This is a genomic window from Paracoccus methylovorus, from assembly GCF_016919705.1.
In the GTDB taxonomy this organism is placed as follows: Bacteria; Pseudomonadota; Alphaproteobacteria; order Rhodobacterales; family Rhodobacteraceae; genus Paracoccus; species Paracoccus methylovorus.
Genome location: NZ_CP070371.1, coordinates 1,052,748 through 1,067,430, shown reverse-complemented (window position 1 = coordinate 1,067,430; position 14,683 = coordinate 1,052,748). Strand labels below are relative to the sequence as shown.

Below are 14,683 nucleotides of genomic sequence, written 5' to 3'. Positions count from 1 at the left end.
CGATGTCATGCTGTCGTATCCGGTCCCGTGCCGGATCGGCGGGCAGGCGCCGGAGAGTAGCCTGATGACCATCTCGATTGGCGGTGACAACGCCTATTACCTTAATCTTTATACCAGATACTTGCAGGATCGAACGTCCGTTCCGGCCGATTGGTCAGCATATTTTGCCGAAATGGAACCCGCGCGCGCCCAGATGCCGACCATGGGGGCGCAAGTTGAAAGCTATCTGGCGACCGTCAGACGCTTTGGCCATCTGGAAGCGCGCCTTGATCCGCTGTCCGACGCCGTGCCGCAGGATCGGCAGTTGGCCCGCGTCCGCGAAGCTTTGGCCGAGATAGCCGGGCAAAAAACAGAGATCGTACTGGGAGGTAAACCCTGCGTCCTCACGGTAGGCGAGGTTGTATCCCGCTTTCGTGACATCTATTCCGGCCCTGTCGCGCTGGAAGTGGCGCATCTGGATGACGAGGATGAGCGCGACTGGTGGCACACCGCCTTCGAAGCCACCATGCTGGAAGAGCCGTCCGAGGATATCTTTGCCGACGCATTGGAATCCGTTGTCCTGGCGGATGAGTTCGAATCTTTCATGCGGGTCAAATTCCCCACCAAGAAGCGCTTTGGCAGCGAAGGTGCGGAAGGCGCGTTGGTCTTTGTGCGTCAGATCCTGCAGTCCTGCCCGGCCGTGGGTATCGGGCACATGGTGGTCGGGGGAATGCACAGGGGCAGGCTGGCACTGCTTGCCGTGGCTTTGGGCAAAAGTCCCGCCACCCTGGCTGCCGAACTGATGGGTCGCGATCTTTCCGAAGGTGCCGAATTTACCGGCGACGTGCCTTATCACCTTGGCTACCGGGCGCGGCTTGACGGCGATGGCGGCGCCATGGACCTGATGTTGCTGCCCCATCCATCACACCTTCTGGTGGTGGCCCCGGTCGCGCTTGGGCTGGCGCGGGCGACGGGCGGTGATTGCGCCGACCGGAGTTCGGCCATGTGTCTGCTGATGCACACCGACGCCGCATTTTCCGGGCAGGGTTTGGCCGCAGAGATCCTGCAACTGGGCGGCTTGGCCGGCTATACATCCGGGGGTGCGGTGCATCTGGTGGTCAATAATCAGATCGGTTTTACCACCCTGCCCTCCGAGGGTCGCAGTTCACGCTATTGCACCGACGGGGGCAAGGCTGCAGGTATCCCGGTTCTGCATGTCAATGGCGATGATCCGATTGCAGTGATGCGTGCCGCAAGGTTGGCATTGGAGTGGCGGCAGCGGTTTGGCAAGGATGTGTTGGTCGATCTGGTCTGTTATCGCCGCTATGGCCACAATGAACTGGACGAACCGCGTTTTACACAGCCGGGCATGTGGGGCAGGATCGACCTGCTTCCCTCGCTGCGCGACCAGTTCCATAAACTTGCGCTGACACGATTCCCGGCACTCAAACCCCGGATCGAGGCTGTTTCTGAGACCTTTCGCGCGCGGCTGCGGGCAGAATTCGAAACGGCGGATGCGGTGGCGCCTAATTACGAACCCGTGCAGCCGCCGGTCTGGGCCACCCTGCGTTCCGCGGGTGAGGGCGATCTGTTGGAACCGGTGCCGACCGGCGTTCCTGTGGAGCATTTGCGCAAGGTGGGGTTGGCCACCGCAGCCATTCCCGAAACCTGGACTGTCAACTCCAAGGTGCGCCGCTTCTACGAACAGCGGCAGGAAACCCTCACCACTGGGCAGGGCGTCACCTTTGCCACCGCCGAGGCGCTGGCGTTTGCAACGCTGATCGATGAAGGCGCACGCGTGCGTCTGTCGGGGCAGGATGCGGTTAGGGGAACTTTTACGCAGCGACACATGGCCGTGCATGACAGCCAGACGGGGCAGATCAACCTGCCCTTGGATGTCAGTCGACGGGGGGCGTTCGAGATCATCAACAGTCCGCTGTCGGAATATGCGGTTCTTGGCTATGAATATGGTCACAGCCTGCATGACCCGAACCAGCTTACCCTGTGGGAGGCGCAGTTCGGAGATTTCCTGAACGGTGCGCAGGTCGTGGTCGATCAGTATATCTCCTCGGCCGAGGCAAAATGGCATCTGCGTTCTGGGCTCGTTGTCCTTTTGCCGCATGGGCTGGAGGGGCAGGGGCCAGACCATTCGTCGGCCCGGATCGAACGGCTGGCCCAGCTTTGCGCAGGGGGCAATATGCTTATCGCCAATCCCAGCACACCGGCCAATCTGTTTCACCTGCTGCGCCGCCAAATACGCGCGGAGTGGCGCAAACCGTTGTTTGTCATCGCGCCCAAATCTCTGTTGCGCGCAAAAGCGGCGGTATCGACGCTGGATGAAATGGGGCAGGGCACGGCTTTCCGTCCTGTCATCGCCGAATATGGTGATCCGGCCCAGGTCCGGCGCGTGGTGCTGTGTTCTGGCAAGATATTCCATGCCGCCGAGCAGGCCCGGCGAGAGATGGGACAGGGAAAATCGATCGCTCTGATGCGGATCGAGCAGATTTATCCGCTGCCGGTCGATGAAATCATGACGGCCCTTGCCCATTTTCGAGACTCGGAAGTCGTGTGGTTGCAGGAAGAGGCGCAAAATCAGGGGCCTTGGCCCTATGTCAGCGTCGCGTTGGCAGAGGCGGGACTTTCCCTGCCGTCCAAGGCAGTGTTTGCACGTCCGGCGCTGCCAGTCACGGCGGGTGGGTCGGTTGAACGTCACGAACGCGAGCAGGCGGAACTGCTGGCGGCTGCATTAACCGTATAGAAGGATGTCGGATTTCGTCACTTGACTTAGCCATTCACCAGTTGAACGACTTGCGCTATATCCTGACAATACTGTCGGTCAGGATATAGCGTATTATGGAGAAGGTGTGATGGCATCATTTGAACCTGTTCGGGCAATCGTCCGTGGCCTGCAGATTCTTCGTGTCGTCAGCGAGCATGGCCCCATCGCGACGATGGACATTGCCAAGCAGGTGAAACTGCCGCAGCCGACCGTAGTGCGCATTCTGGAAACATTGGTTTCGGCGGGCTATATTTATCGCCTTGAACGGTCCACGCTGTTCGGCGTCACGGCGCGGACCCTGACGCTGAGCAAGGGGTTTGCTGCGACCTCGCGGCTGGTCCAGCTTGCCACGCCGTTGATCGAGGATCTGCGGACCGAGATTGGCTGGCCATCGAACCTTGCAACTTACGAGCAGGGGGCGATGTCGATTGCCTATACCAACCGCTCAGAGCACGGCATGTCGATCTCCAGCCGGCTGGGCGCGCGCATTCCGGTGCTGGCGACGGGTGTCGGCCTTGTCTATCTTGCCCATTTGCCACGCGAGGAACTGGTCCTGCGTCTTGCAGAGCTGAAACGGTCGGACAGCCGCTGGGACAGCAACCCCGAGATGCTGGTTGGTCTTGATGAACGGCTGGGCAAGATCCGCGAGCAGGGCTATGCCACTGCCGAGCCGTCCTATCTGAGCGAGATTTATCATTCGCAAATCTGGGCAATCGCGGTGCCGGTGCTTGTCGGCGACCGAGTTGTCGCCGGTCTCAGCAGCCTGATGCTGCGCAGCGCCGGCGAGCCGGATCATATCGTGATGCAGGTATTGCCTCCTCTGCAACGCACGGCGCGGGCGATTGCCCTTCGCTTGGCCGAAGATTCCGGATTGAATGACCCGGTTGCCGAAGGTGACGCCCACCGGTCCGTGAAACGACGTAAAAATAAAGACGATTCGAGCGACTAAAGGCGCACGTGAACGCAACGCGGATTGACAGTTTTGATCTCTCATGTATTTTTGAATTAATAATTCATTTAACGAATACATCAGGAAGGGGACAGCGATGGAGCTGGAGAAGCTGCGCGGAAAGGCGTTAGCGCTTTCCGACTTGCGCGAAATGGCAAAGCGTCATTTGCCGAGGGGTATCTATGAATATGTGGCGCGCGGCACAGATGACGATCTGGCGCTTCGCGACAATTCGGCCGCCTTCGACGAAATAAACATTGTGCCGCGCGTGGTTCGTGACGTGTCGCAAGTCTCGATCGATTGCGATTTTTTCGGTCACGCCAGCAAGGCGCCCTTTGCTGTCGCGCCGACGGGCTTTGCCAGCCTGATGTGGCACGATGGCGAGATAGCCTCGGCCAAGGCGGCGGCCAAGGCGGGCATTCCCTTTGCGCTATCCACTGGTTCGATCACCCCGATGGAGCGCATCCGCGAGGTTTCGGACGGCCGACTGTGGCTGCAACTTTATGTCTGGCCGCAACGCGACATGACGCGGGAATTGATCCTGCGGGCGCAAAGCGCGGGCTATGAAGCCCTGATTGTCACAGTCGATACGCCGACCGCGCCTTTTCGCCCCTATAACACCCGCAACGGTTTCAGCATCCCGTTCCGGCTGCAGCGCCGCAACATCCTTGATATCCTGCAACACCCACGCTGGCTTTACCATGTCGTCTTCCGCCGCTGGCTGAAGACCGGTGCGATGGTCGCGGAAAACTATCCTGAGGCGTTGCGCGTCCCGGTAGGCAAGGCGGCAGTGGGCAAATTCAACCTGCCGTTTTCGGACAATGTATCCTGGGATGACATCCGCGATATCCGCAGGCTGTGGAAAGGTCCCCTGATCCTGAAGGGTGTGATGCATCCCGATGATGCCGAGGCGGCGGTCAATGCCGGGGTGGACGGCATTATCGTGTCCAATCACGGCGGGCGCAATCTGGACGCAGCAATCGCGCCAGTTCGTATCCTGCCGCAGATCGCCGACCGTGTCGGGGCGCGTACCACGGTGCTGCTGGACAGTGGCATCATGCGCGGCGCTGATATCGCCAAGGCCATCGCACTCGGGGCCAGAGGCGTGATGATCGGCAAGGCAACCCTCTTTGGCGTGGGCGCTGCAGGAGAGGCAGGGGCCGCTCGCGCCTTCGAGCTTTTGTCGGAGGAATTGACTCGCGTGATGACCTTCTCAGGTGTGGCGAATTTGGATGGACTGCGGCCCGATCTGCTGAACCATCGCTGAATGCACTATTTTCAAAAATGCATGCTGCCCTATCCCATGGCCGTGGGTCTATGGCGCGGCGCTGATCAAAGAAAAGGTACCGCATGATCGATATCGACCATCTTCGCCAGTGGATCGGGAGGCAGGACAGCAAGGCCGAGATCGTGACCCCGGCGCTTGTCGAACGCTTCAACGCCACCTTTGACCGTCGGGGTGACTTGCATGAAGGCGCTGCCGCTCCGGCGATGATCCATCTGTGCATTGCCCCCCCGGCGGCACCTACCTCCGAGCTTGGCCCGGACGGCCATCCGGCACGCGGCGGTTTCCTGCCGCCCGTGCCGTTGCCCAGACGAATGTGGGCCGGCGGCGCCATGACTTTCCACGACGATATCCGCTTGGGCGAGACGGTGCTACGCCACTCGACGATCCGCGACGTGGCGATCAAGGAAGGTCGCAGCGGCACATTGTGTTTCGTAACCGTCGATCACCGGATAGAAAGCGGCGGACGCCACGTGCTGAGCGAACGTCAGGATATTGTCTATCGCGACATAGATACGCCCGGTGGTGGGACGAAAAAGGCGCCTGAACCCGCTTTGCATGGTGCGCATCGGGTGACCGTCGTGCCCTCTGCGGCGCTGCTGTTTCGCTATTCCGCGCTGACCTTCAATGGGCACCGCATTCATTACGACGCCCCCTATGCCCGCGAAGACGAAGGCTATCCCGGCCTGATCGTCCATGGCCCGATGCAGGCCACGCTGCTTTTGCAGTTCGCCGAAAAGATCCGTGGCAAACGCCCGGCGAAGTTTGATTTCCGCAGCCTTTCGCCGCTTTTCGACACCGCGGACTTTACGCTGAACGCCGCCGAGGATGGTGACGGGCTCAGCCTCTGGACCTCCTATATCGATGGCCCCGTCGCGATGGAGGCACGGGCTTCGTGGTGAAGCTCGCCGCTATTCGCGCACCGCTGTTCGTTCCCGCAAACCGGCCCGAACGGTTTGCCAAGGCTGCAGCTTCGGGCACCGATGCCTTGATCCTTGACCTTGAGGATGCCGTTTCGGCGGATGCGAAGGATCAGGCCCGCACTATGCTTGCCACCGATTTCACCCAGCTTCCGGTAATTATCCGCATCAACGCCTATGGCACACCGTGGCACGATGCCGATGTCGCGGCTGCCATGACGCTGCGCCCGGCGGCAGTGATTCTGCCCAAGGCTGAGGAACCGGAGACCGTGGCGCAGGTGGCGGATGCGCTGCGCCTGCCGGTCATTGCGCTGGTTGAAACCGCACGCGGTCTGGCGAATGCCCGGCGTATTGCAACAGCGCCCGGAGTAGTGCGGCTTGCCTTTGGTTCGGTCGATTTCTGCGCCGATCTGGCCTGTGCGCATCTGCGCGAGGTATTGTTGCCCGCAAGATCGGAACTTGTGCTGGCCTCGCGCCTTGCCGGGATCCCTGCGCCGATGGACGGGGTGACAGTGCAGCTCGACGACTTGATCATCAGCCATGACGACGCGGCGCATGCCCGCGCGCTGGGTATGACCGGAAAACTCTGCATCCATCCCAAGCAGGTCGCCGAGGTGAAACGCGCCTTTGCCCTTGGCGAGGGTGAAGTCGACTGGGCGCGGCGCGTAATTGCCTCGGGCGAGGGTGCGGTTTTGGTGGACGGGGCAATGGTAGACGAACCTGTACGCATCCGGGCCCGGGCCATTCTGGCGCAGGTGGAATAGCGGCACTGATCGTTTGTTTGCTGAACGATGCCGAGATGTGAGTGCGGCCGGTCGGCCAACTTACCCGGAGGTGGCCGACACCGTTTCCGCTTTCTCAGGAACGTCTCCGTCCAGCATTGTGCATGCCAAGCGCATGCGGGTTTGGGGTCTCTACATAATCTGGATTGCACTGCCCGTCGCCAGAAAAGATATTCGGGGCAGCGTTGCTGGCAGGAAAATCCAATGAACGACAGCCTGTTCGATGCAGATTTCTACCGGACCGTTTATGACCTGAAGGATGATGCGACCTCCGCGCATTTCGTCGCGGTGGGTGACGCCATGGGGCTGGACCCGAGCCCCTATTTCTCGACCCAGTTCTACAAGGGCCGGTATCCCGATTGGCGCGCACAGGGTGCGACCACTGCAGTCGGCGACTTTATGGCCCGAATGCATAGGGGCGAGTCCCGCCAGCCTCATCCTCTGATCGACCCAGACTTCTACCTGGCCCGGTATCCCGATCTGGTCGAACTTGGGTCACGGGCCGCGCTGCATTTCGTTAGCCATGGGGATGCAGAGTTACGCAGCCCCTCGGCCGGGTTCGACGCCGGTTTCTACCAGCGATGCTATCTCGCACTGGAACAGCGCCATCCGTTCCGGCATTTTGTAACCACCGGCCAAAGTCTTGGATACCTGCCCACCCCTAACCCTCGTGACAGGCAGCAGTCTCGAACTGCGATGGCGGCAGCAACCAAAGGTCTGTCGCAGCCGGTCTTGTTTTGCGTTCATGATGCACAACAGGCCGGAGTCCCGATCCTGACCCTCGACCTTGCAGCGGCTTTCGTGGAGCAGGGCTGGCAGCCAGTTTTCGTCTTGGGCCGGGGCGGGCCGCTGATCGACAGGTTTCGCAGGCTGGGCCCCACCCTGATGATCGCGGAAGGCTGGGACCGGCAGGGGTTGGCCGAAGGGCTTGCCGCAAAAACCCCGGTCATCGTGAACACTGCCGCCGCAGCGGATATGGCGGCGGTTGCTGCCGGCGCGGGGCATCCCTGCCTCGTCCTGATCCATGAAATGGCGGAATACATACACGAACAAGGGTTCGTGCCTCATCTCAAGGCCGCACAGTCCAACGGAGCGCGGCTGATCCCCTCCATGCCGCGTATGGCCGCGGCACTCGCAGATGGCTTTGGTGCGCTGGAGGTGCTGCGCCCTGGCGTCACCCTACCAGAAACGTCGTTGCGGGATTTCCGTCGCACGCAGAAGTGGCGACGGCAACAAGACGGGCCGGTGTTCATCGGCGCAGGTCATGCAGACCGGCGCAAAGGGTTCGATCTGTTTTTGGAAGCTGCCGCGCGGCTGCGCGAAGCTCATGCAGATGCGCGTTTCATCTGGTTGGGCGCGCTGGATGGGTGGGCGCGCGAGTTGGCGGATCAAGCTTTGGCCAAGGGGCTGGACCTGACCTTACCGGGTTTCGTGGCGGACTCCCTGGCCTGGTATCGGGCGGCGGATGTCTATCTGCTGACCTCGCGTCAGGATCCGGGCCCGACGACCGCAATCCATGCTGCGGCTGTCGGCACGCCATTTGTCGGTTACGTGGCGGATATCGGTATCATTGGCATGACCGAAGGGTTCGGTGATTTTGTGGCGTCCGGGGATATCGAGGCTTTTGTCTCGGCGGCACTACGCATGGCAACATCGGCGAGCAATGCAGGTCGGCGCGCGCTACGGCACCATATCAAAGCCGAAACCGCCTTCGCGCCCTATGTCGATGCCTTGGTGGAGCGTTTCATGTCCCGTCAATCAGACGGTTGAGCGCTTTCCAACGTTCGACGCTCATTGCCGGATTACCAACCATGCGCGCCCCTTCGGGCACGTCGCGAACGACGACCGCGCCGACACCGATCACCGCTCCGTCACCGATCCTCAGCGGACGTTCGCGCGTGCCATTGCCTATCACCGCATAGGGGGCGATATTCACCTCGCGCCCAATGATTACATGGCCCAGAACGCTGGAATGTACATTCAGATTGCTGAACGCACCAATTTCGACATCATGCGCGATCATGGTGGCAAGAACCTGAGCCCCATCGCCGATCCGAACCGCTGGCCCGAGACGGGTATGGGCTGTGACAATGCTGCCAAATCCGTAAGTCACTTCGGGATCGACATGTACCTGATCGGGGCAGATTGCGGTTGCGAGTGTTGCGCCTTCGCCAGCCAGCCGGGCAATGACCTGGGCGCGCAGACTGCCGCTGCCCGGCGTCACCAGAACCGGCAGATCGGGATAGTCGCTTAACCGTTGATCAGATGAAATCACCGGGATTCCCAAGCCGGGATGGGTATGGCCATTATCGACATCGTCGATCAGGGCGCGGACCTTGACCCGACCCCGCCAATATTCCTGCAGTCCGCGCAGGATCATCAGGCTGTGGCCCCGTGCGCCAAAAACGGTTATCTTATTAAATTCGGTTGTGGATTTCATGCCTGTCCCTCCTCGTATGCAACACGCCGGATGATCATGCAGATCCTGTCGGCATCCTCGTCTGCGACTCGGCCATGGAAAGGCAGGCACAGCACCTCTGGTCCGACCCGCGGCGCGATCGGCGCACCATCGGCGGTCACAATCGGCACATCAGCCCAAGGGGAGCCCGACCCGCAGAGCAGCGGAAAATGATCCCGCGCCAGCACGCGTTCTTCGGCCAGTGCCAAGTGCAGACGGGCGCGCAAGCCCGGGGCCATTCGCAGGGCGTAAGTCGTCAGCGCGGGGCTGGCCCCTTTCCGCCCCGGGCCCGGACGAATTCCGGGAAGCCCAGCCAGCGCCGCGTCATAGCGTGTGCGCAGGGCATGGCGGGCCGCGATCTCGGCAGGCAGGTCCGGCAACAGTGCCAGCCCCATAGCCGCCTGCGCCTCGGAAAGCTTGCCGTTGATGCCAAGCCCGGTCATGCGCCCGCCCTCAAGCCCAAAGTTCTTCAGCCGCCGCAGCTTGGCCAAAACCTTGTCGCCCCCGGTCGCGACAAAGCCCCCCTCGCCAGTGTGAAGCACCTTGGTCGCATGCAGAGAAAAGGCGCTCGCATCCCCGAATGCCGCAATGGGCTGATTGCCCAGCGTTACCCCGAAAGCATGCGCGGCATCATAGGCCAGCCACAGCCCGTGTCGCCGCGCCACATCCGCCAGTCCGGCGACATCGCAAGGCACGCCCAGAAAATGCACCGGCAGAATGGCAGCGGTCCGTGGCGTGATGGCCGCTTCGACAGCGCGCGGACAAAGGGTCAGTGTCGCGGGCTCGACATCGGCGAAAACCGGTCGAAAACCGCACCAGGCGATGGCCTGCACAGTGGCGGCAAAGCTAAGCGGAGATGTGATGACCTCGGATCCCTCGGGCAGGTCCCCTAGCCGCAAAGCCAGCATCAACGCCATTGTGCCCGACGAAACCAGCGCCAGGGCCCCGTCTCCGGCCATGTCGCCAAGGGCCCTTTCCAGACGCTGGTGCAACTGACCGCCATTCGAGAACCAGCTTACGGCGATCGCCTCTTGCATCAGGGTGGCCAGCCGGATCGGGTCCGGCAGCATCGGCGCGCCGTGGGTGATCACGCGCCGCTCAGGTTTTTGGGGTGCCGGCATCGGACACTGCACGCCGGTCCAGACTGCAGGAGTATCGCCTTTGCTGTCCGGATAAAGGGTCTGGTCGACGGTGGTAATGGAAATGATATGTGCCCCTTGCGATGCGGACGATGCCGTTTAACACCCTCTAATCCCATGCCGCAAGCTTTGAACGGGGCACGACGGGATTGGCCAGATCAATCCCAAAACGATTGTAAGCGGCAAGGATACGGGCAACTCCCCGGGGGGCAAGACCCGGACGGGCGATCCCGTTTCGTCCGTGCTCAGGACAGATTTCCAAAGAACCCCGACCGCAGCCCCGAACGCTGTGCAACCAGCGGCCAAAGCCGTTCGATCAGATGATACTCGGTCCCGTCGATGGGGATGGGCTCCTCGGGCCAGGGATAATGCGCGCCGAACAGGTCCAGCATCGCGGTGGCGAGGCGAGCCCGGCAGAAGAACATATTGCCCACCGGGAACATGAGCGGCTCATCGGGCAGCGGCTGGTTTAGTGGGCTGGCGATCCGGTCCCGCAACCGGTGCGAACGTCTCCAACGGCGTCCGAACCGGTCGACAGGCGCAACGAGCCCCAGATCGGCCCTGTCCAGTCGGACTCCCGCTGTGCCTTCGGCTCCCCCACCCAGCAGCGACCGAAACAGGCGTTGGCGCCAATCGTCGCCATTGATCAGGTGGCGTGATTTTTTCTGATGAACATGGCACCACCACATGTCTGGCTCGGCCAGAAAGGCGTCGCGCGGGACCTGCAGGAACGGCAGGATATCCCGGCCCAGATTGGGAACCTGCTCGATACGAAAGACACCCTCGCTTTTTTCCGCCAAGGCCGCCAAGAGCTCGGCGCCTGTGCGGCTGGTGACAGTGAAGACTGTCTCACGGGCCAAACGAAAGGCCGTGCTTAGGCTTTGGAAGTCCTCGCAGATGTCGTTCCCCGGGTCGTGGACGTGGTAATGGATGCTGAAGGGTGCGCTGGTCAGGTCGACATTGGCGAGGGCTTCGTGGATCTCGATCCCGGTGTGCGCAGGATGGGCTGACGTCCGGATCCGCGACTTCAGCTCGCCCATGCTCAACCAGGCCGTCGGAGTCCCCGCCTGTCGCGGGCCTTGCAGCAGCCTTCCCGGCGTATCGAGGTCACGGGCTTGCTGCATTTTGATTGCTGCAGTCACGCTGTCCATGATGGTTTCGCAGAACCCTTCGAGACCGCTGGCCCCGAGGGATCGCACGCGTCGCCCCCTCTCGGCCCGACGTGGGATTGCGGCCAGAACCTGATTCAGATCACCGTCCGGGACTGCGATGAACTGTCCGGCCAGGCGGGGATGCGCGTCCCGCGCCGACAGAGTCCGGCTGCCCTCAAAGCAGATGGCGGTGGCTCCCATGCCAACGGCTAGAATCGCTTCCTTTGATGGGCGTTCCGCAGGGCCGAGATCAACATAACAATCGGCAACCTCGATGAGCCCCGGCAGCGAGGCGGTCCGGTGCCAGACGGCGAGCCCGGAGACGCCCGGCCAGGTAAGGGGCGGAATTGACGCACCGCCATGATCGGCAAGCCACAGGAAATCAACCGGGAGTTTCCTGCCCGCGGCAATGGCGGCCAAAGCACGGAACAGGCCAAACCCCGCATCGGTGTCGGTGCGGCCGCTGGAGAGAACCAGTGCGCGTGTGCGCTGCCCCGACCCGAACTGCCGCTCCAGCATTGCCTGCAAGTCTCCCGTGCCCTCGCGGGTCTCGGACCAGCGTGGCAGGGCGAAGTATTCAAAGACCTTGCTGGCGCCGGGTTCCACGCCGTGATCCCGGAATAGGTTTTCCCAAGCGGCCGCGATATCGGCACTGGCGAAATGGCAGCAGGCAAACAGCGGCACCTGCGCAAAATGCCGCTCGGACAGCGGCCGCGTATCCGGAAAGCCGGACTGGACATCTAGCACCGCCACATCCGCATGGCGCAGGACACCGGCAAACTCCCCCGTGTCCGTGTCGAGACAGACGATGGCCGCCAGTTCGAGGTTCAGAAGGTAGCGAAGGATCCAACTCGCCCCTTCGGGGGGCAGGGTCGCGGTCAGCAGGCGATTCAACTGTGGTCGCGTACCCCCGCTGCGTTCGGTCAACAGGATCACGTTGAACCCGTCCCGGTCCAGCGCCCCGGCGAGCGCAACCAGCACTTCGGATGTGTCGGCATCATCGGGATCTGCGGCCAGTATGGCCACCGCCGACGCCACATTCGGCTTACGCCCGCCGCCAAGGGCCAGCCGGCGGCGAAGGGGGGACAGGGTTTGCCGCCACCCTTCAAGGTATCCCCACCGCAGATAGTGGTCGAGCGGGTTCATCTGCGCCCGCGCAATGTCGCTGTGCTGCTCCAGATAGTAGGCAGCCGAGAAGTTCGACACCAACCGGTCTACGGGATCGCCCAAGGCCATCAGTTCGCACAGCAGATGAGTAGAGATGCCAGCAAGTTCCGGGTCCGCAAGGTCTGGCCCGTCAAAAAGCCGTAGGCTATCCAGAAGCTGGTCCAGACCAGAAACGCTGCGCGCCAGTTCAGTGTAATAGTCGGGTTGCGCGACGACCTCGCCGTTCCCGTGCTCAGGCCGGAAGGTGGGTCGTGCAGCAAGCACCCCCGGAATCATGGACGCATAGCGCCGCCACACATCATTCTCGGAGACCATGCTCGATCACGTTTCTCTAACTTGACAGACTTGTTACCAACACTTGATCCGACCATATCCAGCACAGGGCTGTCCAACACAAGGCTCTCTTAACGCTTCGGTCTCTGGCGGGTGGTGCGCCGCAATAACTTTTAGTTCTAGCGTATTGCAAGCGGTGCCATTTCGCTGGGCCCCTGCAGGAAAAGATTACCCATGGCCAGAATGCCCAATGCCGACTTGGACGCTCTGAGGATGAGACGAAGGCGGCACGTACCACCTGTCGCAGTGCGGGCGGCAATCTCTTCAGCATAATCGTCAATGTGGGCAAGGTGACAGGCCTTATCCCCATCAGACCAGGAGTGTTGAGCTTCGGTGCCAGATTATCGCCCCCCTCGATCTAGGCGGCGGAAAGACCTGGGAAAACTTCGGCATTGCGGCTGTTCATGATTCTCGCTAATTAGGAGATGTAATAACATTACATTTTCGAGGATGCCATGCCAGCCAGTCAGCAACCGCGCGACAAGCGCCTGCCCGTCACCGTCCTCTCGGGGTTTCTCGGAGCGGGCAAGACGACGCTTCTGAACCATATCCTGAACAACCGCGAAGGCCGCCGGGTGGCGGTCATCGTCAACGACATGTCCGAGGTGAACATCGACGCCGATCTGGTGCGGGACGGGGCCGAACTGTCGCGTTCCGAGGAGAAGCTGGTCGAAATGACCAACGGCTGCGTCTGCTGCACGCTGCGCGACGACCTGCTGACCGAGGTCCGACGGCTCGCGGAAGAGGGTCGCTTCGACTATCTGCTGATCGAGTCGACTGGCATCGCCGAGCCGCTGCCGGTGGCCGCCACCTTCGATTTCCGCGACTCCAACGGCGAAAGCCTCTCGGATGTGTCGCGGCTGGATACGATGGTGACCGTGGTCGATGCGGTGAACCTGACCCGTGATTTCTCCAGCCATGACTTCATCGCCGACCGTGGCGAGAGCCTTGGCGAGCAGGATGAGCGCACGCTGGTGAACCTGCTGACCGACCAGATGGAATTCGCCGATGTCATTGTGCTGAACAAGGCGACCGAAGCCGGTCCGGTGCGGCTGGATCAGGCGCGCAAGATCGTCCGCGCCCTGAACCCGGATGCGAAGCTGATCGAGACCGATTTCAGCCGGGTGGAGGCGGAGGCGATCTTCGACACCGGCCTCTTCGATTTCGACAAGGCGCATCTGCATCCGATGTGGGCCAAGGAGCTTTACGGCTTCGAGGACCATGTGCCCGAGACCGAGGAATACGGCATTTCCTCTTTCGTCTATCGCGCGCGGCGCCCGTTCCACCCGAGGAAGATCCACGATCTGCTGAACGGCGACCTGCCGGGCGTGATCCGCGCCAAGGGGCATTTCTGGATCGCGAGCCGCCCGAACTGGGCGGTGGAGTTCTCGCTTGCCGGGGCAATGTCCAGCGTCACGCCCCTGGGCGGCTGGTGGGCGTCGGTCCCGCGCGAGCGCTGGCCGACCCATCCCGACAGCCTCGCCGAAGTCGACATGAACTGGGAAGAGCCCTGGGGCGACCGCCGGCAGGAACTGGTCTTTATCGGGGCGGGCATGGACAAGGCGGCGTTGACCGCACGGCTGGATGCCGCCTTGGTCGAAGTATTGGATTTCACGCCGCAGGCCTGGGCGAAGTTGCCCGATCCCTTCCCGCAATGGGGGCAACGTCGGGTGGCCTGAGCCATCCCTATCAGCAGATATTTCACCGGAGGAACTCTTCATGAAAACCCGCTTATGACTTC

General features: G+C 61.8%; 10 protein-coding genes. 7 read left to right on the top strand and 3 right to left on the bottom strand.

Annotated elements, in window-relative coordinates:
- Positions 1-64: 64 nt before the first annotated feature.
- The 6 genes from JWJ88_RS18480 (at position 65) to JWJ88_RS18455 (ending at position 8,464) form a co-directional block, all read left to right on the top strand.
- Positions 65-2,737 (top strand): 2-oxoglutarate dehydrogenase E1 component, encoded by a 2,673-nt coding sequence (locus tag JWJ88_RS18480; protein ID WP_205295900.1) that lies wholly within the window; start codon positions 65-67, stop codon positions 2,735-2,737.
- Positions 2,738-2,846: 109 nt separating this feature from the next.
- On the top strand, positions 2,847-3,707 hold the full coding sequence (locus JWJ88_RS18475; protein WP_205295899.1) for an IclR family transcriptional regulator domain-containing protein: 861 nt from the start codon (positions 2,847-2,849) through the stop codon (positions 3,705-3,707).
- 97 nt (positions 3,708-3,804) lie between these two features.
- Positions 3,805-4,974, top strand: a complete 1,170-nt coding sequence (locus JWJ88_RS18470; protein ID WP_205295898.1) for an alpha-hydroxy acid oxidase — start codon at positions 3,805-3,807, stop codon at positions 4,972-4,974.
- Between the two features lie 83 nt (positions 4,975-5,057).
- Entirely contained in the window at positions 5,058-5,894 is an 837-nt protein-coding gene (locus JWJ88_RS18465; RefSeq protein WP_205295897.1) for an FAS1-like dehydratase domain-containing protein, read from the top strand.
- Entirely contained in the window at positions 5,888-6,676 is a 789-nt protein-coding gene (locus JWJ88_RS18460) for an HpcH/HpaI aldolase/citrate lyase family protein (RefSeq protein WP_205295896.1), read from the top strand. The genes JWJ88_RS18465 and JWJ88_RS18460 overlap by 7 nt, the downstream gene beginning before the upstream one ends.
- Before the next feature lie 222 nt (positions 6,677-6,898).
- The gene (locus JWJ88_RS18455; protein WP_205295895.1) at positions 6,899-8,464 is read left to right on the top strand and encodes a glycosyltransferase; all 1,566 of its coding nucleotides are present in this window, start codon (positions 6,899-6,901) and stop codon (positions 8,462-8,464) included.
- Here the strand turns inward: JWJ88_RS18455 and JWJ88_RS22085 are convergent.
- The 3 genes from JWJ88_RS22085 to JWJ88_RS18440 all read right to left on the bottom strand — a co-directional run bounded on the left by JWJ88_RS22085 (position 8,439) and on the right by JWJ88_RS18440 (position 12,924).
- The gene (locus tag JWJ88_RS22085; RefSeq protein WP_205295894.1) at positions 8,439-9,134 is read right to left on the bottom strand and encodes an LbetaH domain-containing protein; all 696 of its coding nucleotides are present in this window, start codon (positions 9,132-9,134) and stop codon (positions 8,439-8,441) included. The genes JWJ88_RS18455 and JWJ88_RS22085 overlap by 26 nt on opposite strands.
- The gene (locus JWJ88_RS18445) at positions 9,131-10,273 is read right to left on the bottom strand and encodes a DegT/DnrJ/EryC1/StrS family aminotransferase (RefSeq protein ID WP_205295893.1); all 1,143 of its coding nucleotides are present in this window, start codon (positions 10,271-10,273) and stop codon (positions 9,131-9,133) included. Before JWJ88_RS18445 ends, JWJ88_RS22085 begins: the two co-directional genes overlap by 4 nt.
- A gap of 263 nt (positions 10,274-10,536) precedes the next feature.
- Complete coding sequence (locus JWJ88_RS18440; protein WP_205295892.1) at positions 10,537-12,924, bottom strand: rhamnan synthesis F family protein; 2,388 nt, start codon at positions 12,922-12,924, stop codon at positions 10,537-10,539.
- 473 nt (positions 12,925-13,397) lie between these two features.
- On the opposite strand from JWJ88_RS18440, the gene JWJ88_RS18435 reads away from it, so the two are divergent.
- Positions 13,398-14,621, top strand: a complete 1,224-nt coding sequence (locus tag JWJ88_RS18435; protein WP_205295891.1) for a GTP-binding protein — start codon at positions 13,398-13,400, stop codon at positions 14,619-14,621.
- Positions 14,622-14,683 lie beyond the last annotated feature (62 nt).